General features: G+C 58.7%; 19 protein-coding genes. 6 read left to right on the top strand and 13 right to left on the bottom strand.

Annotated features, from left to right (window positions below; translation table 11 throughout):
- The first annotated feature begins 26 nt into the window (after nucleotides 1-26).
- Both GNX18_RS01095 and GNX18_RS01090 read left to right on the top strand, forming a co-directional pair.
- Nucleotides 27-572 carry a flavin reductase family protein gene (locus GNX18_RS01095; RefSeq protein ID WP_166214908.1) on the top strand — a complete coding sequence of 182 codons (546 nt, stop codon included), beginning with the start codon at nucleotides 27-29 and terminating at the stop codon, nucleotides 570-572.
- A gap of 146 nt (nucleotides 573-718) precedes the next feature.
- Nucleotides 719-1,489: a glycerophosphodiester phosphodiesterase gene (locus GNX18_RS01090; protein ID WP_240914141.1), complete on the top strand. Its 771-nt coding sequence runs from the start codon at nucleotides 719-721 to the stop codon at nucleotides 1,487-1,489.
- A gap of 70 nt (nucleotides 1,490-1,559) precedes the next feature.
- On the opposite strand, the gene GNX18_RS01085 is transcribed toward GNX18_RS01090, so the two are convergent.
- Nucleotides 1,560-3,005: a catalase gene (locus GNX18_RS01085; protein ID WP_166214904.1), complete on the bottom strand. Its 1,446-nt coding sequence runs from the start codon at nucleotides 3,003-3,005 to the stop codon at nucleotides 1,560-1,562.
- 191 nt (nucleotides 3,006-3,196) lie between these two features.
- Between GNX18_RS01085 and selD the strand changes: the two genes are divergently transcribed.
- The 4 genes from selD (at nucleotide 3,197) to GNX18_RS01065 (ending at nucleotide 7,179) form a co-directional block, all read left to right on the top strand.
- The gene (selD, locus tag GNX18_RS01080) at nucleotides 3,197-4,267 is read left to right on the top strand and encodes a selenide, water dikinase SelD (RefSeq protein ID WP_166214902.1); all 1,071 of its coding nucleotides are present in this window, start codon (nucleotides 3,197-3,199) and stop codon (nucleotides 4,265-4,267) included.
- Nucleotides 4,264-5,376: a tRNA 2-selenouridine(34) synthase MnmH gene (mnmH, locus tag GNX18_RS01075; RefSeq protein WP_205828027.1), complete on the top strand. Its 1,113-nt coding sequence runs from the start codon at nucleotides 4,264-4,266 to the stop codon at nucleotides 5,374-5,376. The genes selD and mnmH overlap by 4 nt, the downstream gene beginning before the upstream one ends.
- Nucleotides 5,364-6,683: an RNA polymerase sigma factor gene (locus GNX18_RS01070; RefSeq protein WP_240914140.1), complete on the top strand. Its 1,320-nt coding sequence runs from the start codon at nucleotides 5,364-5,366 to the stop codon at nucleotides 6,681-6,683. The genes mnmH and GNX18_RS01070 overlap by 13 nt, the downstream gene beginning before the upstream one ends.
- 112 nt (nucleotides 6,684-6,795) lie before the next feature.
- Nucleotides 6,796-7,179, top strand: a complete 384-nt coding sequence (locus GNX18_RS01065; protein ID WP_166214900.1) for a YciI family protein — start codon at nucleotides 6,796-6,798, stop codon at nucleotides 7,177-7,179.
- A gap of 84 nt (nucleotides 7,180-7,263) precedes the next feature.
- Here the strand turns inward: GNX18_RS01065 and GNX18_RS01060 are convergent, their stop codons facing one another.
- The 12 genes from GNX18_RS01060 to sdhC form a co-directional block, all read right to left on the bottom strand.
- Complete coding sequence (locus tag GNX18_RS01060) at nucleotides 7,264-7,449, bottom strand: hypothetical protein (RefSeq protein WP_105101600.1); 186 nt, start codon at nucleotides 7,447-7,449, stop codon at nucleotides 7,264-7,266.
- On the bottom strand, nucleotides 7,446-8,600 hold the full coding sequence (locus GNX18_RS01055) for a lipase family protein (RefSeq protein ID WP_166214898.1): 1,155 nt from the start codon (nucleotides 8,598-8,600) through the stop codon (nucleotides 7,446-7,448). Before GNX18_RS01055 ends, GNX18_RS01060 begins: the two co-directional genes overlap by 4 nt.
- A gap of 24 nt (nucleotides 8,601-8,624) precedes the next feature.
- Nucleotides 8,625-9,284: a DUF6795 domain-containing protein gene (locus GNX18_RS01050; RefSeq protein ID WP_166214896.1), complete on the bottom strand. Its 660-nt coding sequence runs from the start codon at nucleotides 9,282-9,284 to the stop codon at nucleotides 8,625-8,627.
- A gap of 90 nt (nucleotides 9,285-9,374) precedes the next feature.
- Entirely contained in the window at nucleotides 9,375-10,247 is an 873-nt protein-coding gene (gene sucD / locus GNX18_RS01045) for a succinate--CoA ligase subunit alpha (RefSeq protein ID WP_166214894.1), read from the bottom strand.
- A gap of 2 nt (nucleotides 10,248-10,249) precedes the next feature.
- Nucleotides 10,250-11,416, bottom strand: a complete 1,167-nt coding sequence (sucC, locus tag GNX18_RS01040; protein ID WP_138235936.1) for an ADP-forming succinate--CoA ligase subunit beta — start codon at nucleotides 11,414-11,416, stop codon at nucleotides 10,250-10,252.
- A 155-nt stretch (nucleotides 11,417-11,571) separates the two neighbouring features.
- Complete coding sequence (lpdA, locus tag GNX18_RS01035; RefSeq protein ID WP_138235935.1) at nucleotides 11,572-13,011, bottom strand: dihydrolipoyl dehydrogenase; 1,440 nt, start codon at nucleotides 13,009-13,011, stop codon at nucleotides 11,572-11,574.
- Nucleotides 13,012-13,336: 325 nt separating this feature from the next.
- Entirely contained in the window at nucleotides 13,337-14,539 is a 1,203-nt protein-coding gene (odhB, locus tag GNX18_RS01030) for a 2-oxoglutarate dehydrogenase complex dihydrolipoyllysine-residue succinyltransferase (protein WP_166214892.1), read from the bottom strand.
- Nucleotides 14,540-14,625: 86 nt separating this feature from the next.
- Entirely contained in the window at nucleotides 14,626-17,451 is a 2,826-nt protein-coding gene (locus tag GNX18_RS01025) for a 2-oxoglutarate dehydrogenase E1 component (protein WP_166214890.1), read from the bottom strand.
- Between the two features lie 172 nt (nucleotides 17,452-17,623).
- Nucleotides 17,624-18,328, bottom strand: coding sequence for a succinate dehydrogenase iron-sulfur subunit (locus GNX18_RS01020; protein WP_138235932.1), 705 nt, complete (start codon nucleotides 18,326-18,328; stop codon nucleotides 17,624-17,626).
- Between the two features lie 18 nt (nucleotides 18,329-18,346).
- On the bottom strand, nucleotides 18,347-20,119 hold the full coding sequence (gene sdhA, locus GNX18_RS01015; protein ID WP_166214888.1) for a succinate dehydrogenase flavoprotein subunit: 1,773 nt from the start codon (nucleotides 20,117-20,119) through the stop codon (nucleotides 18,347-18,349).
- Between the two features lie 3 nt (nucleotides 20,120-20,122).
- Nucleotides 20,123-20,491, bottom strand: coding sequence for a succinate dehydrogenase, hydrophobic membrane anchor protein (sdhD, locus tag GNX18_RS01010; protein ID WP_138235930.1), 369 nt, complete (start codon nucleotides 20,489-20,491; stop codon nucleotides 20,123-20,125).
- The gene (gene sdhC / locus GNX18_RS01005; protein ID WP_138235929.1) at nucleotides 20,485-20,859 is read right to left on the bottom strand and encodes a succinate dehydrogenase, cytochrome b556 subunit; all 375 of its coding nucleotides are present in this window, start codon (nucleotides 20,857-20,859) and stop codon (nucleotides 20,485-20,487) included. Before sdhC ends, sdhD begins: the two co-directional genes overlap by 7 nt.
- Nucleotides 20,860-21,228 lie beyond the last annotated feature (369 nt).

The raw sequence follows: 21,228 nt of genomic DNA, 5'->3' as shown, positions 1-21,228 counted from the left end.
AAAATTGAACAACTTTTGATCGATCTATGACGGTACCCAGCAACTCCGCAGCCCAGGCCAGCATTGACCATTCTGGCAGTTCCGAGCAGTCCCCGGCGGAGCGCAGCCGCGCCCTGCGCGACACCCTGGGCCAGTTCGCCACCGGCGTCACCGTGGTCACCACTCTCGACGCCAACGGCCAGCCGGTGGGCATGACCGTCAACAGTTTCAATTCCGTCTCTCTCGACCCGGCGCTGATTCTGTGGAGCATCGACCGCGGCTCGCTGGGTTACGCCGCCTTCACCCAGTGCGAGCGTTTTGTGGTGCACGTACTGAAGGGTGATCAACAGCACGTCTCCAACCTGTTCGCCGGCCGTGGCGCCGACAAGTTCGGACAGGTGAAATGGCACGCAGGCCCGGGCAACGTCCCGCAACTGGACGACTGCGCCGCCCTGTTCCACTGCCGCCGCGCACAGAACATCGACGGCGGCGACCACACCATCCTGCTCGGTGAGGTACTGGAATTCTCCGCCAGCGGCGGCGAGCCCCTGATCTTCCACCGCGGCCGCTACCGCGCGCTGGCGGGCGAGTAAGGGTCATAGACCCCATTCCGCTACATTCTGGCACCATACCCCACTCGTCACTGTAGAATTTGGAGACGGCAGTTTGGTACTGCCGTAACCTCACATTCATACTTCTGGTACACCCTGGGGAGGCCTCCGCCACCGTGGACGTCGAAATGTACAGTACCGATACGCTCTTCTGTTTTGCCCACCGTGGCTACCCGAAACGGGCCACGGAAAACACCCTGCAGGCCATCACCCACGCGCTGGAATTTGATATCGACGGCGTCGAGATCGATGTGTGGAATGTGGGTGGGGAACTGATCGTGAAGCACGACCGCCGCCTGGGCCGACTGCTCGCCGGCCAGGAGCTGCTGACGGAGGTGGCCCCCGCCGCATTGCGCCAGATGCTGCTACCCGGCGGCGAACAGGTACCGACACTGCGGGAAGTGCTGGAACTGGTGGGCAACAACGTACAGCTCAATATCGAGCTAAAGGGCCCCAGCTGCGCGGCGCTCGCCGCAATGGAACTCGAGTCCTACATCCGCGACAACGGCGCCAGCTACGAACAGTACATCCTGTCGTCCTTCGATCACCGCCAGATTCACGAGTGCCTCAAACTGATCCCTCAGGTACGCCGCGGTGTGCTTATCTATGGCGTGCCACTGGACCTCGCCGCCAGCACCGAGCCACTGCAGGCCTACTCCCAACATCTAGGGCTGGACTTCGTCTGCCAGGAAATGATCGCGGACGGCCGCCGGCGGGGGCTGAAAAGCTACGTGTATACCGTCAACAACGCCCACGACCTGCATCTCGTCGCCGCCATGGGCGTCGACGGTGTATTTACCGATGAACCGCAGTTGGTGATGGACTACAACACCGCCAAGGCGGCGGAAATGATGGTGCGCCAGATCGACCAGTTCGACGACCTGAATCAGACAAGCTGAAGTTCCAGGGCCAGTTTCCTGGCCCAGCTTTCCGTGGGGGATCGGGCGCGCCCCGATCCCGCATATCGCCTTACTTTTTCTTCACGCCCTGCTCAATGCGGTCTCCCACGTCTTTGTCCACCTTGCGCCAGTATTCGAAGGCGCGCTTCAGGACCTCGTCGGACACGCCCGCCTTGAGGTGCCCAACCACATTGGAAACCAGGCGGTCCCGCGCTGCGTCGTCCATCACCTCCCGCACCAGCACGCCGGGCTGTACAAAGTCGTCGTCTTCCGCATGCGGGGTGTAGGCCGCGTGCATGAATTCGCCGCTCGCCTCCCACTTTTCCGTGTAAGTGTGATTGGCGCTGGGCCCGCCCTTGGAGTTCGGCGCGTAAACCGGATCCGAGACGTTCTCCACCCGCATGGCGCCATCCTTGCTGTAGCTGTGCACCGGGGACTTGGGCCGGTTCACCGGAATCTGCTTGTAGTTGACGCCGATACGCGCGCGGTGGGCATCGGCATAGGAGAACACCCTGCCCTGCAACATCTTATCCGGGCTGAAGCCGATACCGGGCACCACATTGCTGGGCTCGAACGCCGCCTGCTCGATCTCGGTGTGGAAGTCCGTGGGGTTGCGATCCAGCACCAGCTTGCCCACCTCGTGCAGCGGATAGTCGCCGTGGGGCCAGACCTTGGTGAGATCGAAAGGGTTGAAGCGGTAATTCTTCGCCTCCTCATATGGCATGATCTGGACCCGCAATGTCCAGCTCGGATAGTCGCCGCGGGCGATGGATTCGAACAGGTCGCGGCGGTGCGCATCGGAATCCTCTCCGGCGATCCGGTCCGCCTCCTGCTGGGTGAGAAACTCAATCCCCTGGTCGGTTTTGAAGTGGTATTTCACCCAGAAGCGCTCGCCCTTGGCATTGACCCACATGTAAGTGTGGGAGGAGAAGCCGTCCATGTGACGATAGGTTTTGGGTACGCCGCGATCTCCCATCAGCCAGGTAACCTGATGTGCCGACTCCGGTGACAGGGTCCAGAAATCCCACTGCATGTCGTGGTCCCGCAGGCCGGAATCCGCGCGGCGCTTCTGCGAGCGAATGAACTGCTGGAACTTCATCGGGTCGCGGATAAAGAATACCGGGGTATTGTTGCCCACCAGATCGTAATTGCCTTCGCTGGTGTAGAACTTGAGGGCAAAGCCGCGCGGGTCGCGCCAGGTATCCGGGCTGCCTTTTTCTCCCGCCACGGTGGAAAAGCGGATCAGCGTATCGGTCTTGGTACCGGGCTGAAACACCGCCGCCTTGGTGTAGGCGCTCACGTCGTGCGTGACTTCAAAATGGCCGAAGGCACCGGAGCCCTTGGCGTGGGGCTGGCGCTCTGGGATATGCTCGCGATTGAAATTGGCCATCTGCTCGATCAGGTAGTGATCCTGCAGCAGGATGGGGCCGTCAGCACCGACCGTCAGCGAGAATTCATCACTGGCGACAGGATTGCCGGCATCGTTGGTCGTGCGATTGGATTTATCTTTGCTCACTCGGCTGGTTCCTCCGCGTCTGTTTCCGTTTTATTTCGGCCTATTTCATTTGTGACTCCGCTCCCTGCGGGAGCGCCGCCCGCACGCGCGGGCAGAAACAGACAAAAACATAGTGCACAACGGAACGCTGCGGATGAAATCCACCGGCTCAAGCCAGTAAACTTGCGCCATAGTCATCCGCCGGAGCCCATATGAGTCAATCACCAGCCGCTGCGGCAGCCCCCGCCGCCATTCGCCTGACCCAGTACAGCCACGGCGCCGGCTGCGGCTGCAAGATATCCCCCGCAGTGCTCGACCGGATTCTCGCCGGCAGCGGCTCCCAGATCGACGACCCCAGGCTGTGGGTGGGCAACGCCTCCCGCGATGATGCCGCCGTTTACGCGCTGGATGACACGCGCGGCGTGGTATCCACCACCGACTTCTTTATGCCCATCGTCGACGATCCCTTCGACTTCGGCCGCATCGCCGCCACCAATGCCATCAGCGACATCTACGCCATGGGCGCCGACCCGCTGATGGCCATCGCCATCCTCGGCTGGCCGGTAAATGTGCTGCCGCCGGAAGTGGCGCGGGAGGTGATTCGCGGCGGTCGCGCGGTGTGCGACGCGGCGGGTATCCCGCTGGCGGGCGGCCACTCCATCGACGCCCCCGAACCCATTTTCGGCCTCGCCGTCACCGGCGTTGTGGAAAGGCGCTGGCTGAAGCGCAATGACACCGCCAGCGCCGGCTGCAGGCTCTACCTCACCAAGCCACTGGGTATCGGCGTGCTCACCACCGCGGACAAGCAGGGCAAGCTGAGGCCGGAGGATGTGGGCGTCGCGCGCGACCTCATGTGCACCCTGAACCGCCCCGGCAGCCGCTTCGCGCGCATCGACGGAGTCAAAGCCATGACCGACGTCACCGGTTTCGGCCTGCTGGGGCACCTGGTGGAAATGGCAGACGGCAGCGGGCTCACCGCAAGACTCAACTTCGATGCGGTGCCGCGAATTGCGGGTGTCGAGCACTATCTGCAACAGGGCTGTATTCCCGGGGGCACCGGGCGCAACTTCGACAGCTATGGGCACAGGGTGCAGCTATCGGACGCGCAGCAGAAATTGTTGCTCGCAGACCCGCAGACCAGTGGTGGTCTGCTGGTGGCCGTCGCCGCAGAGGGCGAACAGGAATTCCTTGCGGCGGCCGCCGAATTCGATCTGACACTCACCGCCATAGGAACACTGGGGCCAAAGAGTAATAGCGAAGCGCCCGCGGTAATCGTCGTATGAGCCCGCCGCCCCTGAGACAGGACAGCGCCGACTATCGCGAAATGTTCCTGCATGACCTGCCGCTGATCGACACGCGCGCACCAGTGGAATTCAACAAGGGTTCGTTTCCGAACGCGGTCAGCCTGCCGCTGATGACGGACAGCGAGCGCCAGCAGGTCGGAACCTGCTACAAGCAGCAGGGTCAACAGGCGGCCATTGCCCTGGGCCACGAACTGGTCGGTGGCAAGGTGAAAGAGGCGCGCGTGGATGCATGGGCGGAATTTGCACGCGTCCACCCCGATGGCTACCTGTTCTGCTTTCGCGGCGGCCTGCGCTCCCAGATCACTCAGCAGTGGCTATATGACGCGGGTATCCCCTATCCCCGCATTACCGGCGGTTACAAAGCCATGCGCCATTTTCTGATCGGGGAAATTGAACGCGCCGCGCGCGAGTGCGACTTTACCCTGGTAGGTGGAATGACCGGCACCGGCAAGACCGAAGTACTCGCGCAACTGGATAACGCCGTAGATCTTGAGGGACACGCCAATCACCGCGGCTCCAGCTTTGGCAAAAAAGCGTCACCGCAACCGCCGCAGATCGGCTTTGAGAATGCCCTCGCCATCGACGTTCTCAAACAACGCCACAGAGGCAGCAACCGATTTGTGCTGGAGGACGAAAGCCGCCTGATCGGCCGTTGCTCGGTGCCACTCTCTCTGCACCGGGCAATGCAAACGAGCCCGCTGGTGTGGCTGGAAGATAGCCGGGAGAACCGGATAGAGCGCATTCTGAAAGACTATGTGATCGATCTCTGCACGGAGTTCGAGAATACATTCGGAGGTGAAATCGGCGCGCAAAAATTTGCCGAGACGCTGCGCAACAATCTCGCCAACATCACCCGTCGCCTCGGGGGAGAGCGCTACCAGAAACTCGATACCATCATGCACTCCGCACTCACCCAGCAATTGCGCGATGGCACCGTTGACCAGCACCGCGAGTGGATCGCGGCCCTGCTGCACGACTACTACGATCCCATGTACGACTACCAGCTGGAGAAAAATGGCAGCCGTATTCTATTCCGGGGAAATCAGCAGGAAGTGGTGGCATTTCTGCGGGAACATTGCAGAATCTGAACGCCCACGTCGGCAAGAACATCGACAATAACACCGGCACCAGCGCCCATAACAAGAGCGAATCTATGCCCCCGGTAACCCGAACCTGGCTCAACCAGTTCTATGAGACCGAGTCCCGCCGCGTACTGGCAACCCTGATCCGCCTGCTCTGTGACTTCGACCTGGCCGAGGAGGCGCTGCACGAAGCCTTCACTGCTGCGCTCACCCAGTGGCCTGTCGATGGCGTGCCCGACAACCCGCGCGCCTGGCTGGTCTCCACTGGACGCTTCAAAGCCATCGACCAGATTCGCCGCAGGGCGCGCTTTACGGTGTCTTATGAAGATATCGCCGAGCAGCTGGAATCCGAGCTGGCCACAGAGGACGAGGAGGAACAGGGGATCGAGGACGACCGCCTGCGGTTGATCTTCACCTGCTGTCACCCCGCCATCGCACCGGAGGCGCAGCTGGCACTGACCCTGCGGGAAGTGTGTGGCCTGACCACGGAAGAGATTGCCAGCGCGTTTCTCACGTCCACGCCCACCCTGGCACAACGCATCGTGCGTGCAAAAGCAAAAATTCGCGATGCCGGGATTCCCTACGAAGTTCCCGAGCCGGAACAGTTGCCCGAGCGGTTGCAGTCGGTCCTGCACGTGATCTATCTGATCTTTAACGAAGGCTATTCCGCCTCCAGCGGCAACAGTCTGCTCCGGCACGATCTGGCCGCCGAAGCCATTCGCCTCGCGCGTTTGCTGAGTCAGCTGTTGCCAGATCCGGAAGTGGAGGGCCTGCTAGCACTGATGCTCCTGCAGGATTCCCGTCGCGCCGCCCGCGTCTCCCCCGAGGGGGACCTGATTCTGCTGGAACAGCAGGATCGCACCCTGTGGGACCAGCAGCAGATCCGCGAGGGCATCGGCCTGGTACTGCGCGCACTGGGCAGCCGTCGCTTCGGAAGCTATTCCCTGCAGGCGGCCATTGCCGCGGTTCACGCGGAAGCGCCTAACATGGACGCCACAGACTGGCAGCAGATCGTCGGCCTCTATGACACCCTGCTCGAGCGCTATCCGTCGCCCATCGTTGAACTCAATCGCGCCGTCGCCATCGCCATGCGCGATGGCGCCGAGCAGGGGCTGCAACTCATCGATGCCCTGCTCGCCCGCGGTGCGCTCAGTGACTATCACCTGGCCCACGCCGCCCGTGCGGACCTGTGTCGACGCCTTGGCCATCTTGACGACGCGCGCGCCGCCTACGAGCGCGCACTTGCACTGGCCCAGCAGGGACCAGAACAGCGCTTCCTCCACCGCAGACTGGCGGAGTTGGCTGAGAATTAAACCTGTCTCAATATTTTTTTGCGCCCCTGTCGAATTCGATGGCCGCAAATCGACCAGTTAGAGAAACAACTGCAAACGCACGACAACTTCAACTTAATCCAAGGAGCAACCCATGAAGTATCTGGCACTGGTTTATTACGATGAAAAGGTCATGGAACGTATGTCCCAACAGGAGTGGGATGTCCTGAATCGGGAATGTATGGAGTGTGTTGCCAGCCTCACTGCCAATGGCCACTTCATCACCGGCAGCCCCCTGCTACCCACCAGCAGCGCAACCACGGTGCGCATGCGGGACAATCGCATCACCACCACGGATGGTCCCTTTGCGGAAACCAAGGAACAGCTCGCCGGCTTCTATATGCTGGAAGCGCGGGATCTCAATGAAGCCATTGCCGTCGCCGGGAAGATTCCGCCGGCGCGCTATGGCTCAATAGAAGTCCGCCCCACACGCGAGTTGCGGGAAGAAGGCAATCAGGCCGGCGGTAACGCGGGCTGAGTGCATAGCAGCGAACAACGGCAACGATATGGCGGTCCGTACGCGGCCAAAACCGCAGATGGCACTCAGGCTCCATTACCGGCACTACACCCACAGGTAATAGAGCCCCGCCAGACCACCGATAAAAAAGATAAACCCCGAGGCGTAACCCGCCGCGGGGCGGTAGTTGCCGCTGTGCCAGCGCGGGTTGGCCATTAGGGCACCGACCAAAACCGCCATCCCCAACAGGAAGGACGCCAGCAGCTTTCCCAGAAGAATTAGAAAACTCACAGATTCCTCAGCGCGTTGCGGGCTTCACGATTGGCCTTTTCGATGAGCCGCACCAGTACCTGCCGGATAAGCGAACGGGTGATGGCCTCTTTGCTGGCCTCCACTTTCATGCCCAGCGCCTGCAAGAGTTTTCGGATCAACAGTTCCACCCAAAGGCTGATGCTCTCGGCGAGATGTAAGCCTCTTTCGAGAATGATCGCGAATTTGTCTGCTACGGTAAGAACGCCGATAAAGGCCCCCTGCAAAGCAAGCACCGCACCCATCAATACTTTTTTCACCACATAGATAAGGGCAGCATCTACCCAACGCCAGAACGCCGGGCTACTGCTGTCGACCAGGGATTTGGATTTGAGCCAACCTTCGACCGCAGCCTCAACGTCGTAAGGCTGATCCGGAATATCTCCAACCTGATTCCAGGCTTTATTTTTCACAGACTCGACATACTTGCTCATTGAGTGAGCAGCCCCGGAAATCAACGGTTCTGGTGAATGAATGTAAAAGCCCGATGATCCGTAGGGAGCCTGCATAAAGGGATACAGCGCAACCATCGGCACCGGATCGGTCTTGTGATAAATACGGTACATGTTCTCACGCCCAATAGAGACTGTCGTCCGATTAACAAACCAATCTGTACCGACACGCGGTGCTCCAAACGTATACAAGCGCACCGGGTACGATGTATTTCTCGATACCCAGTCCGCCGCCAGGGAAGCCACCGCACCGCCGAGGCTGTGGCCGATGCAGTGCACCGGCCCGGTAATATCCGCCTCAGCAAGAAAGTTGCGGATCTCCGGCAACATGCTGTTAAAAGTGTGATTAAAGCCGACATGTACCGGCAAACCGGCTTTTGAAATCGTGATACCTATGCGGGCATCGGTTATAAAATCGGCCTTGTTATTCGCCTCCGTCGTACCTCTGAATACCAAAAAGGCATGCCCTTTATATTGGGCCCCACCAAGGTTACTAATACCGAACCCATCCTTAGCTGTACGGAAAACCCTACCACCAACTGATGCCTTGAGAAGCTTCGGATTGGCTTCCTGTGAAAATACAGGAGACGACAAAAAAATCTTCAACCCTACGGGGTCCCCCTGATTAACCGAATAAACGCCGTTCGCAAGATCAGCAGCATCCTTAGGTGAAACCTCCATTTCTCCCCCTTCCTATCTACAAGTTTAGGCTCGCTTCATACCTTCCCAGCGACAGCGAGTCATAATATTTGGCACAATTGAGTCTGTCCCATGTACAACAATGTTTTCATCGGACAAATCACAAATTACCTCTCCTAGCTTATCATTGAGCTCAGAATAAAGACCCGAGGTCAATTTACTGCTGTACCAGATCAAATTTTCATCACTCTCGTTTTCAGAGTAAACCGTGGATTTACTCACAAACTGAATCAGAAAATTCAACCTCAATTTTTCCTCATGCACCGGTAGCTCAAAGCGCCCCTGATCATCAGTAAAGAACTCCTGCAAAATCCCTTCTTCATTGCCGTTCCAGGTCAGGCGTCGCAACAGACGAGCATTCGCCATCGGCTTGCCATCCCGCAGCAGCACGCCGGCCAGCGGTGATGCAATCACATAGGTCTCTTTTTTCTTTTCCTCCCCGAACATATTCCCTTCCTTCTCACGAGAAACAACAGCCCCGGAATCTGCACTACAGTTCCAGATAGATGAAATACCAACCAATAAAAAAAACCATCGAAACAACAAGCTCGCCTCCAATGGTGAGACCTGAATCCATGGGTCAAAAGTGCCACTAAAATGGGGTTCGGGAAAGTGCGCAGTCAGAAATCCGCGGGAAAACTGGCACGAAATGGAACGCTCGAGCATCGGTCTCTTTCATTCCCGGGCCAAAATTCAGGCGAAAAAAAAACGGGCCTCAATGAGACCCGTTTTCGAAAGCAAACACGCAGCGGGAAATTACCAGCCGGTGATTTCCTTCAGTGCGTCGCCGATCTGCGCCAGGGAGCGCACGGTTTTAACGCCGGCATCTTCCAGAGCAGCAAATTTCTCGTCGGCAGTGCCTTTACCACCGGAGATGATCGCACCGGCGTGGCCCATGCGCTTGCCGGGAGGAGCGGTAACACCTGCGATGTAGGAAACCACCGGCTTGGTGACGTTTGCCTTGATGTAAGCAGCCGCTTCTTCTTCCGCAGAACCGCCGATCTCACCGATCATGACGATCGCTTCGGTCTGCGGGTCGTTCTGGAACATTTCCAGAATGTCGATGAAGTTGGAGCCCGGGATGGGGTCGCCACCGATGCCCACGCAGGTGGACTGGCCGAAACCGTAGTCGGTAGTCTGCTTAACCGCTTCATAGGTCAGGGTGCCGGAGCGGGAAACGATGCCCACTTTGCCCGGCTTGTGGATGTGACCCGGCATGATGCCGATTTTGCACTCACCGGGAGTGATCACGCCCGGGCAGTTCGGGCCGATCAGGCGTACGCCCAGCTCGTCGCACTTAACCTTGGCATCCAGCATATCCATGGTGGGAATGCCTTCGGTGATGCACACGATCAGCTTGATGCCGCCGTTGGCCGCTTCCAGGATGGAGTCTTTACAGAAAGGTGCCGGAACATAGATTACGGACGCTTCTGCACCGGTCGCTTCTACCGCTTCTTTCACGGTGTCGAATACCGGCAGGCCCAGGTGAGTCTGACCACCTTTACCCGGAGTTACACCACCAACCATTTTGGTGCCGTATGCAATCGCTTGCTCGGAGTGGAAAGTACCCTGGGAGCCGGTGAAGCCCTGGCAGATTACTTTGGTGTCTTTGTTAATCAATACGGACATGATTATTTACCCTCCGCGGCTTTTACTACCTGCTCTGCAGCATCGGTCAGGCTGGTCGCTGCGATGATGTTCAGGCCGCTTTCGCTCAGTACCTTGGCTCCCAGGTCGGCGTTGTTACCTTCAAGGCGCACAACAACCGGGATTTTAACGCCGACTTCTTTCACTGCGCCGATCACGCCTTCTGCGATCATGTCGCAGCGAACGATACCGCCGAAGATGTTGATCAGAACTGCCTTCACATTTTCGTCAGACAGAATAATTTTGAACGCTTCAATTACGCGCTCTTTGGTCGCGCCGCCGCCAACGTCCAGGAAGTTGGCCGGCTTGCCGCCGTGCAGGTTCACGATGTCCATGGTACCCATGGCCAGACCGGCACCGTTCACCATGCAGCCGATGTTGCCATCGAGCGCTACGTAGTTCAGGTCCCACTTGGCAGCGTGTGCTTCACGGGCGTCTTCCTGAGACGGGTCGTGCATTTCACGCAGGTCCGGGTGACGGTACAGCGCATTGCTGTCGATCACGATCTTGGCATCCAAACAGTGCAGGTTCTTCTCTGGAGTGATGACCAGCGGGTTGATTTCCAGCAGAGCCAGATCTTTCTCTTTGAACATCTTGGCGAGGCCCAGGAAGATCTTAGTGAACTGCTTGATCTGGTCGCCTTCGAGGCCCAGTTTGAACGCCAGCTCACGCGCCTGGTAAGGCTGAGCACCTACCAGCGGATCGATGATGGCTTTCAGGATTTTTTCCGGAGTCTCTTCCGCAACTTTCTCGATCTCAACACCGCCTTCGGTGGAGGCCATGAAAACGATGCGACGGGTAGAGCGGTCTACCACCGCGCCCAGGTACAGTTCCTGTTCAATGTCGGTGCAGCTTTCTACCAAGATGCGGGAAACCGGCTGACCTTTTTCGTCTGTCTGATAAGTTACCAGGTTGTTGCCCAGCCACTTCTTGGCAAATTCTTCGATTTCTGCCTTGGAGTCCACCAGCTTCACGCCGCCCGCTTTACCGCGGCCGCCGGCGTGTACCTGGGCCTTTACAACCCACTTGTTTCCGCCGATTTCGTCTGCTGCCGCTGCTGCCGCTGCCGGGGTTTCCGCTGCAATGCCTTTGGAAACCGGCAATCCGTATGCTGCAAACAGTTGTTTGCCCTGATACTCATGCAAGTTCATAGTCAATACCAATTCACATTTGAAATGTGTTTACCAATTGCAGATTGCTCTGCACCTTTAGACAAAGCCCCGAAGTGCTTCATTACAAATCCGGGCTCTGAAATGAAACCGGGGCGGATATTTCTGTATCCACCCCGACATGCGAGTCGCGCTGATCAGCGCTTCTTGCGGTTTGCCATGTGGATGGCGTGACCGTTGACGGCGAGCGCCGCTTCCTTGACCGCTTCAGAGAAGGTCGGGTGACCGAATACGGTCATGCCGATGTCTTCCGCGCTGGAACCGAATTCCATCGCAATCGCCACTTGCTGCACCAGATCGGAAGCACTCGGGCCTACGATGTGGGCGCCCAGTACACGATCGGTTTCCGCGTGGGCAATGATCTTCACCATGCCAGAGGATTCGTTGGCAGCAACCGCACGGCCAACCGCCAGGAACGGGAACACACCCACGTTGTAGGGTTCGCCGTCGGCCTTCACCTGCTCTTCGGTGCGGCCAACCGCAGCGATTTCCGGGTGGGTGTAGATCACATTCGGGATCACGTCGTAGTTCATCATCGGCTTCTGACCGGCGATGCGCTCGGCAACCACCACGCCTTCTTCAGACGCTTTGTGGGCCAGCATCGGGCCGCGCACCACGTCGCCGATCGCCCACACGCCCGGTGCGGAAGTCATGCACAGGTCGTTGACGTAGATGAAACCGCGCTCGTCCAGTTTTACACCGGCGTCTTCAGACAGCAGACCTTCGGTGTAGGGGCGACGGCCCACGCACACGATCAGCTTGTCGAAGGTTTCCTGGTGCTCGTTGCCGTCCTTGTCCTGGTAGGTCACAACAACTTCTTTGCCCTTGACCTCGGAGCCGGTCACACGGCAGGACAAGCGGATATCCAGGCCCTGCTTTTTGAAAATCTTCTGGGATTCTTTGGCGATCTGCTGATCCATGATGGCCAGGAAGCTGTCGAGGGCTTCCAGTACAACCACGTCGGAACCCAGACGATTCCATACAGAACCCAACTCGAGGCCGATTACGCCCGCACCGATTACACCAAGACGCTTCGGTACTTCGGTAAACTCCAGCGCACCGGTGGAGTCGACGATAATTTTGTTGTCTACCGGCGCCGGCGGAATGTTTACCGGAACAGAGCCGGAAGCCAGGATCACGTTGTCCGCTTCGTAGGTGGTGGTTTTGCCGTCTTTATCGGTTACTTCCACTTTCTTGCCAGCCAGCAGCTTGCCGGTACCCTGGATGGAGGTCACCTTGTTGGCCATAAACAGACCGGAGATACCACCGGACATCTGCTTGACCACACCTTCTTTGCGCTCGATCATTTTTTTGACATCGATCTTTACCTTGCCGGTTTCGATGCCGTGAACTTCCAGCGCGTCTTTCGCTTCGTGGTATTTCCAGGAGCTGTCCAGCAGCGCCTTGGAGGGAATACAACCCACGTTCAGACAGGTACCGCCGTTGACGGTCTTGCCTTCTTTGTTTACCCATTTTTCAACACAGGCAGTTTTCAGACCCAGCTGCGCTGCGCGAATTGCGGCCACATAACCACCGGGGCCGGAGCCGATTACGATTACGTCAAATTTTTCTGACATGGTCTGTTCCAAATTTGAGTGGATTCAACGAATGCGGATTCATATCCACATCGCCGGGGATCTGCCCGGCTTTCCCTGAGGCGGTCTTCTTGCCGCTGATGCCTGTGATTGCAGGCTTAATTCTTTCAAAGCAACAGTGCTTCGATGCGAAGGCTCTGGTGCCGCTGGTCTTTTCCGGGACCTTCCGCGAGATGGGCCGTAGGCGCCGCGTTGAAGCGGCCGGATCACTCGCGGAAGAGCCTACAGGGACGTATTCACGGCGTGTCCCGGAAAAGACCAGCGGCAGCAGAGCCGCCACAGCTCCATCTAATTCAAATTGCAGGAATTACACTTCCAGCAGGATGCGCGCCGGGTCTTCGATCATTTCCTTGATCGCTACCAGGAAGCCAACCGCTTCCTTGCCGTCGATCAGGCGGTGGTCGTAAGACAGCGCCAGGTACATCATCGGCAGGATTTCCACCTTGCCGTTCACTGCCATCGGGCGATCCTGGATCTTGTGCATACCCAGAATGGCGGTTTGCGGCGGGTTCAGGATCGGGGTGGACAGCAGGGAACCGAACACACCACCGTTGGTGATGGTGAAGGTACCGCCGGTCATCTCTTCGATAGACAGTTTGCCGTCGCGCGCGCGCACACCCATATCGCGAATGTTGTTCTCAATATCCGCCAGGCCCATGTTCTCCGCACCGCGCAGGATCGGTACCACAAGACCTTTCGGTGAGGAAACCGCTACACCGATGTCCTGGTAGCCGTGGTAAACAATGTCGTCACCGTCGATAGACGCGTTTACCGCGGAGTAACGCTTCAGCGCTTCCACCGCCGCTTTTACGAAGAAGCCCATGAAACCCAGACGGGTGCCATTGTGGGTCTTCTCGAACAGGTCTTTGTAGTTCGCGCGCAGATCCATGATCGGCTTCATGTTCACTTCGTTGAACGTAGTGAGCATGGCGGTGGACTGGGATGCGTCCAGCAGACGTTCGGCGATGCGCTTGCGCATACGGGTCATCGGCACGCGCTTCTCGACGCGTTCGCCCGGGGCAACCGCTACCTGCGCAGCAGCCGCAGCCGGTGCAGCAGCCGCTGCCGGCGCGGAGCCCGCTTTCATCACATCTTCTTTCAGCACGCGACCGCCTTTGCCACTGCCTTCGACAGAAGCGAGGTCCACGCCTTTTTCGGCCGCCATTTTCTTGGCGGACGGCATGGCGATCTTGTCGCTGCCGGCAGCAGCCGGTGCCGGCGCAGCGGCTTTTTCTTCCGCAGCCGGAGCCGGAGCAGCAGTACTACCGGCGGCACCTTCGGTCAGAATGGCGATCACTTCGTTGGAGAGGATGGTCTCACCCTCACCCTTGATGATTTCACTGAGGACGCCGTCTGCCGGCGCAACAACTTCCAGCACCACTTTGTCGGTTTCAATATCCACGATCAGTTCATCGCGGGACACGGCTTCCCCTGCCTGTTTATGCCAGGTGGCAACGGTGCCGTCCTGAACGGATTCGGGGAAAGTTGGCGCTTTAATCTCGATGGTCATTGGTCCTGTTTCCTGAGATTTCTGTTGGGCGCCGGAAAAACCTTTTTCATTTTTCGCGGCCCCATGCTCTTCGTTGTACTGCTGCCTTAGTTGACAGTCAGCGCCTCATTGATGAACTTGTTCTGTTCTTCCAGGTGCGTGGACATGTAGCCCGCCGCCGGTGCAGCGGAGGCCGCGCGGCCGACGTATTCCAGCTCCAGCTTCGGGTGCGCCTCTTTCAGCAGGCGGCGCAGGTGGTGCTGACTGGAGTACCAGGCGCCCTGGTTCATCGGTTCTTCCTGACACCAGGCCACACTCTCGATGTTCTTGAATGCGGAAACCGCGGCCAGGAATTCGTCGTCCGGGAACGGGTACAGCTGTTCGATGCGCACGAATGCCACGTCCTCCTGCTCGCGCTCCATGCGCGCTTCCAGCAGATGGTAGTAAACCTTGCCGGAGCACAGGATCAGTCGCTTCACCTTGGCGGCATCGACACCCTGATCCTGGATGACGTTGTGGAATGTGCCGTTGGCCAGCTCGTCCAGGGTCGAGGTCGCGAGCTTGTGACGCAGAATCCACTTCGGGCTCATGATCACCAGCGGGCGGCGCATCGGACGGATTGCCTGACGGCGCAGCAGGTGGAAAATCTGCGCCGGGGTGGTGGCGTTACACACCTGGATGTTGTGCTCGGCACACAGCTGCATGAAGCGCTCGAGACGCGCGGAGGAGTGCTCCGGGCCCTGCCCTTCGTAGCCGTGCGGCAGCAGCATTACCAGACCGCACATACGGCCCCACTTGTGCTCACCAGACGTGATGAACTGGTCAATCACCACCTGCGCGCCGTTGGCGAAGTCGCCGAACTGGGCTTCCCAAACCACCAGGGATCTCGGGGTGGTGGTGGCGTAACCGTACTCGAACGCCAGAACCGCTTCTTCAGACAGCAGCGAATCGTATATGTCGAATCGCGGCTGCCCATCATACATATGCTGCAGTGGAATGTAGGTCTGACCGTCTTTCTGACTGTGCAGCACCGCGTGGCGGTGGGAGAAGGTACCGCGCCCCACATCCTCACCGGTAAAGCGAATCATGTAGCCCTGTTCCAGCAGTGTGCCGTAGGCCAGGGTTTCCGCCATACCCCAGTTGAGTTCCAGGCCGCCGCCGGCCATTTTGCGGCGGTCTTCGTAAATCTTGGCTACCTGACGCTGCATCACGATGCCATCGGGCACCGTGGTCATGCGGTTGGCTACGTCTTTCAGTTTGGTCAGCGGGAAGCCGGTATCGCCCTCGGCGGTCCACTCGTGGTTCAGGAATGGCGTCCAGTCCACGAACATGGAGGAGTCTGGCTCTTTCACAAGACCTGTGGCCACGTCTTCGCCTCGGTCCAGCTTCTCGCGGTAATCGTTCGCCAGCGCGTCCGCCGCATCCTTGCTGAGGATGCCTTCCGCCACCAGCTTTTCCGCATACAGGGTGCGGGTGGTTTTTTGCTTGCGGATCGCCTGATACATCAGCGGCTGGGTACCGGAGGGATCGTCGGTCTCGTTGTGGCCACGGCGGCGGTAGCAAACGAGATCGATAACGATGTCTTTCTTGAACTCGTAGCGATAGTCCACCGCCAGCAGACCAGCCAGCACCACCGCTTCCGGATCGTCGCCGTTCACGTGCAGCACCGGGGCGTCGATCATCTTCGCCACATCGGTACAGTACTCGGTGGAACGGGCATCTTCGCGCTTGCTGGTGGTGAAGCCCACCTGGTTGTTCAGTACCAGGTGAATGCTGCCGCCAGTGTAGTAGCCGCGGGTCTGGGACATTTGCAGGGTTTCCTGCACCACACCCTGGCCGGCAAACGCCGCGTCACCGTGGATGTTGATCGGCATCACCTTCTCGCCGGTGCTGTCGCCGCGGCGGTCCTGGCGGGCGCGCACGGAACCGACCACCACCGGGGCACAGATTTCCAGGTGCGAGGGGTTGAAGGCCAGCGCCAGGTGCACTTCCCCACCGGGGGTCATCACGTTGGAGGAGAAACCCTGGTGGTATTTCACGTCGCCGGACGTATCGAGGGTTTTCTTGCCTTCGAATTCTTCGAACAGGTCCGCCGGATTTTTACCCAGGATGTTAACCAGGGTGTTCAGGCGGCCGCGGTGCGCCATGCCGATCACCACTTCCTTCACACCGTAGGTGCCGGAGCGGCGGATCAGGGCGTCCATCAACGGGATCAGGCTCTCGCCACCTTCCACGCCGAAGCGTTTGGTGCCGGGGTATTTGGAGTCCAGGTGGCGCTCGAGGCCTTCTGCGGCGGACAGGCGCTGCAGGATTTCCACGCGGATGTCGTTGCCGAAGCTGGGCTTGGAAAGGCTGCGCTCGAGACGCTGCTGGAACCACTGCTGCTCGTCGAGATTCGACAGGTGCATGATTTCCGCACCGAGGGTTCCACAGTAGGTTTTTTCCAGGCCCTGTACGATCTCGCGCAAGGTCGCTTCGCCGTTGCCGAAGAACAGATCGCCGGTCTGGAAGGTGGTGTCGAAGTCGCCTTCGGTGAGGCCGTGGTAGTTCAGCTGTAGATCCGGCACCTGCTCGCGTGCCATCAGGCCCAGCGGGTCGAGGGTGGCCTTTTTGTGGCCGCGGTGGCGGTAGGAATTGATCAGCTGCAGAACTTTGATCTGCTTGCGCTCGTGCTCGATATTGACAGAGCCGGCGCCAGGGGCGGACAGCGGGCGGGTACGATGCTTCGCCAACAGTTCGAAATGCTGACGAATAGCGGCATGTGAGACATCACCGCCGTTCACTCGCGGCAGACTGTCGAAGTAACTGCGCCATTCTTCCGGTACACCGCTTGGGTCGTGCAGATAGGTCTCGTACAGGTCTTCCACGTATCCGGCGTTACCACCGGAGATGTGCGAAGTCCGCCAGAGCTCCTCCATAGTGCTTTCGTGCATTAATGCCTACCTCAATTGACGACGCGCACCCTTTAAATTCCGCGCCGCTCTTTCCTGTCTTTTCACTCACAAAAGGGGAGGTGCTGATAAGACACCTCCCCTTCTTCGTATAGGCCTGACACCTGCGCTGCTGTCGGCCTAATTGTGATTATTTTTGGTGGGGTAACCCACGCTATACGGCGCGGGTTATCAGCATATTGCGGATATGGCCAATGGCCCGGGTGGGATTCAAACCCTTCGGGCACACATTCACACAATTCTGGATGCCGTGGCAGCGGAATACGCTGAAGGGGTCATCCAGTTTGCCGAGGCGTTCATCGGTAGCGGTATCGCGGCTGTCCGCCAGGAAGCGGTAAGCCTGCAACAGGCCCGCGGGACCGATGAATTTATCGGGGTTCCACCAGAAAGACGGACACGCAGTGGAACAGCAGGCACAGAGAATACACTCGTACAGGCCATCCAGCTTTTCACGCTCTTCCGGCGACTGCAGACGCTCAATGGCCGGAGCCGGTGTGCTGTTCTGCAGGTAAGGTTCAATCTTCTTGTACTGGGTGTAGAACTGCTCCATGTCCACCACCAGGTCGCGAATGACCGGCAGCCCGGGCAGCGGACGCAGTACCAGCTTGCCCTTGGGGGCCGCCTGGGAGATCGGCATGATACAGGCAAGACCGTTCTTGCCGGAAATGTTCATACCGTCGGAACCACACACGCCCTCACGGCAAGAGCGACGGAATGCCAGTGACGGGTCCTGGGCCTTCAACAGCTCCAGTACGTCCAGCACCATCAGGTCCTTGCCCTGGGTATCCAGCTCGTAATCCTGCATGTAGGGCGCAGAATCGGTTTCCGGGTTGTAACGGTAGATGCTTACTTTCAACATATTCTTTCCGCTCCCGAATTAATAGGTACGCGCTTTCGGCTCGAAAGCGGGCACGGTGTTGGGCGCAAAGTTGACCGCGCGCTTACCCACACGTTTCTCCGCCGGGAAGAACATGGAGTGGCACAGCCAGTTTTCGTCGTCGCGCTCCTGGAAGTCTTCGCGGGCGTGGGCGCCGCGGCTCTCGGTGCGGACTTCCGCCGCGATCGCGGTGGCTTCCGCCACTTCCAGCAGGTTTTGCAGTTCCAGCGCTTCGATACGCGCGGTATTGAACGCGCGGGACTTGTCGTCCAGGCGCACGTTGGCGATACGCTCGCGCAGGCTTTCCAGTTTCTTCACGCCTTCGGCCATGTAGTCGCCGCGACGGAATACACCGAAGTGGTTCTGCATGACGTTCTGCAGCTCGGTGCGCAGATCGGAGGCTTTCTCACCGTTGTTGGTGGTTTCCAGACGATTCAGGCGGGACATCGCCGCTTCGATATCGGAATCGCTCGCTTCGCGGGCCTCGATGCCCTCACGCAGGGCCTTCTCGATGAACAGGCCGGAAGCGCGACCGAACACCACCAGGTCGAGCAGCGAGTTGCCGCCCAGACGGTTGGCACCGTGTACGGAAACACACGCAACCTCACCACAGGCAAAGAGACCGTCGACGATCTGGTCGTTGCCGGAGGCATCCTGGGTCAGGGCCTGGCCGTGAATATTGGTGGGGATACCGCCCATCATGTAGTGACAGGTGGGAACAACCGGGATCGGCTCCTTGACCGGGTCCACATGGGCGAAGGTCTTGGCCAGCTCACAGATACCCGGCAGGCGGCTGTGCAGCAGCTCTTCGCCCAGGTGATCCAGCTTCAGGAACACGTGGTCGGCGTTCGGACCGGCACCGCGGCCGTCGAGGATTTCCAGCACCATGGAACGGGCAACCACGTCGCGGGAGGCCAGGTCTTTGGCGTTGGGCGCGTAGCGCTCCATAAAACGCTCGCCGTCCTTGTTGATCAGGTAACCGCCTTCACCGCGACAACCTTCGGTGACCAGCACACCGGCGCCGGCAATACCGGTGGGGTGGAACTGCCACATTTCGATGTCCTGCACCGGTACACCGGCGCGCAGGGCCATACCCACGCCGTCGCCGGTATTGATGTGCGCGTTAGTGGTGGACGCGAAGATACGGCCGGCACCGCCGGTGGCGAATACGGTGGCCTTGGACTTGATGAAGACCACTTCGCCGTCTTCGATACAAATGGCGATCACACCCACAACCACGCCGTCCTGGTTTTTCACCAGGTCCACCGCGAACCACTCGTTCAGGAATACGGTGTTGTGCTTGACGTTGTTCTGATACAGGGTGTGCAGCAGGGCGTGACCGGTACGGTCCGCCGCCGCACAGGTGCGCGCTGCCTGACCGCCGCGACCGTAGTCCTTGGACTGGCCGCCGAACGGACGCTGATAGATACGCCCTTCTTTGGTACGGGAGAACGGCAGACCCATGTGCTCAAGCTCGAACACCGCTTCCGGGCCTACGGAACACATGTACTCAATCGCGTCCTGGTCACCGATGTAGTCGGAGCCCTTGACGGTGTCGTACATGTGCCAGCGCCAATCGTCATTGGGATCGTCACTGGCGATCGCACAGGTGATACCGCCCTGGGCGGAAACCGTGTGCGAACGGGTCGGGAATACTTTGGTGATCACCGCAGTCTTGAAACCGGACTGGGCCATCTGCAGGGCTGCGCGCATACCCGCGCCGCCGCCGCCAACTACGATACCGTCAAAGGTAATTGTTCGCATATTCGACATGTCTTACACACCCCACAGAATTTCAATGCCCCACACCGCATAAAACACGGCAACAGCGCCCAACAGCACCTCCACCAGAATACGCAGCACGGTGGCTTTGCCACCCATCATGCGGTTGGTGAGGTAGTCGGTCACCACGGACCAGAGACCGATCCAGGCGTGAGCGATTGTGGAGATCAGGGCGATCAGGCTGAATACGCGCACCCAGCGCTGCTCAAACAGCGCGGACCAGCTGGCGTAGCCGAAATCTTTGGATAGAAAAATGAAACCCACTATAAAGAGGGTATAAGCCACCAGTACCACGGCACTGACGCGCTGAATAAACCAGTCGTAGAGACCACTGCGACCGAAACCTGTGACTGCCTTTACCATATCAGGACCCCCGCCAGCAGAATGAGTACAACAGAAAGCACGAGTACGATGATGGCGCCGCGGCGACCACCTTCCAGGCTCTCACCAATACCCATATCCATGATCAGGTGACGTACACCGGCGACCAGGTGATAAATGAGCGCAGCGAGGGAAGCCCACAGTACGAGCTTTGCCGGAACACTGGTAAAAAACTCAGCTACTTTCTGGAAACCCTGCTCAGACTCCAGACTGGAATCCAACATGCACAGAAGAAGTGCAACCACAGCGAACAGCACCACACCGGAAATACGGTGCAGAATCGAAACCAACGCTGGTGCAGGGAGATTAATGGTAGAAATGTCTAAATTGACAGGTCTGTTTTTTTTCACAGGAAAAACACCTTGTTGCCCTGAAAGACGGGGCGCCCGTTAAATTCGAGTAGTCCGGGCGAGCTTGCTGATCACTATCCACACAACCTGACGAGGTCTTGTACAAAGTGGCCTTACCACGGCGCAAGCCGCGCGGATTATAGGCATTCAAATTTCAAAACACAACGAACCGCGGCCCTTGCGGCAGGCTTTATACCAGTAGCATTCCACGCCACACCACAGACCAAGGTATGAATCGCGTATTTCATCCTCCCGGCAGAGGAACCGAATTTACGCGCCAGAACCCCCTCCCCCACAGGCAAATTCCCTGCCACCCGCGCCACAAGCAACAGATCCTGCGGTGCGCCCGCGGGTCAACCGATCCGATTT

Source organism: Microbulbifer sp. SH-1, from assembly GCF_011326135.1.
In the GTDB taxonomy this organism is placed as follows: domain Bacteria; phylum Pseudomonadota; class Gammaproteobacteria; order Pseudomonadales; family Cellvibrionaceae; genus Microbulbifer; species Microbulbifer harenosus.
Note: the sequence above shows the minus strand (reverse complement) of the source record. Positions and strands in the feature narration are given on the sequence as shown.

Bases quoted from the DNA above. Each gene is read 5' to 3' on its own strand.
- sucD (WP_166214894.1), bottom strand. From the start codon at position 10,247: ATGTCCGTATTGATTAACAAAGACACCAAAGTAATCTGCCAGGGCTTC.
- GNX18_RS01065 (WP_166214900.1), top strand. From the start codon at position 6,796: ATGAAGTATCTGGCACTGGTTTATTACGATGAAAAGGTCATGGAACGT.
- GNX18_RS01025 (WP_166214890.1), bottom strand. From the start codon at position 17,451: ATGCACGAAAGCACTATGGAGGAGCTCTGGCGGACTTCGCACATCTCC.
- GNX18_RS01020 (WP_138235932.1), bottom strand. From the start codon at position 18,328: ATGTTGAAAGTAAGCATCTACCGTTACAACCCGGAAACCGATTCTGCG.
- selD (WP_166214902.1), top strand. From the start codon at position 3,197: ATGAGTCAATCACCAGCCGCTGCGGCAGCCCCCGCCGCCATTCGCCTG.
- GNX18_RS01095 (WP_166214908.1), top strand. From the start codon at position 27: ATGACGGTACCCAGCAACTCCGCAGCCCAGGCCAGCATTGACCATTCT.
- mnmH (WP_205828027.1), top strand. From the start codon at position 4,264: ATGAGCCCGCCGCCCCTGAGACAGGACAGCGCCGACTATCGCGAAATG.
- sdhD (WP_138235930.1), bottom strand. From the start codon at position 20,491: ATGGTAAAGGCAGTCACAGGTTTCGGTCGCAGTGGTCTCTACGACTGG.
- GNX18_RS01055 (WP_166214898.1), bottom strand. From the start codon at position 8,600: ATGGAGGTTTCACCTAAGGATGCTGCTGATCTTGCGAACGGCGTTTAT.
- odhB (WP_166214892.1), bottom strand. From the start codon at position 14,539: ATGACCATCGAGATTAAAGCGCCAACTTTCCCCGAATCCGTTCAGGAC.
- sucC (WP_138235936.1), bottom strand. From the start codon at position 11,416: ATGAACTTGCATGAGTATCAGGGCAAACAACTGTTTGCAGCATACGGA.
- GNX18_RS01050 (WP_166214896.1), bottom strand. From the start codon at position 9,284: ATGCTCGAGCGTTCCATTTCGTGCCAGTTTTCCCGCGGATTTCTGACT.
- lpdA (WP_138235935.1), bottom strand. From the start codon at position 13,011: ATGTCAGAAAAATTTGACGTAATCGTAATCGGCTCCGGCCCCGGTGGT.
- sdhA (WP_166214888.1), bottom strand. From the start codon at position 20,119: ATGTCGAATATGCGAACAATTACCTTTGACGGTATCGTAGTTGGCGGC.
- GNX18_RS01090 (WP_240914141.1), top strand. From the start codon at position 719: ATGTACAGTACCGATACGCTCTTCTGTTTTGCCCACCGTGGCTACCCG.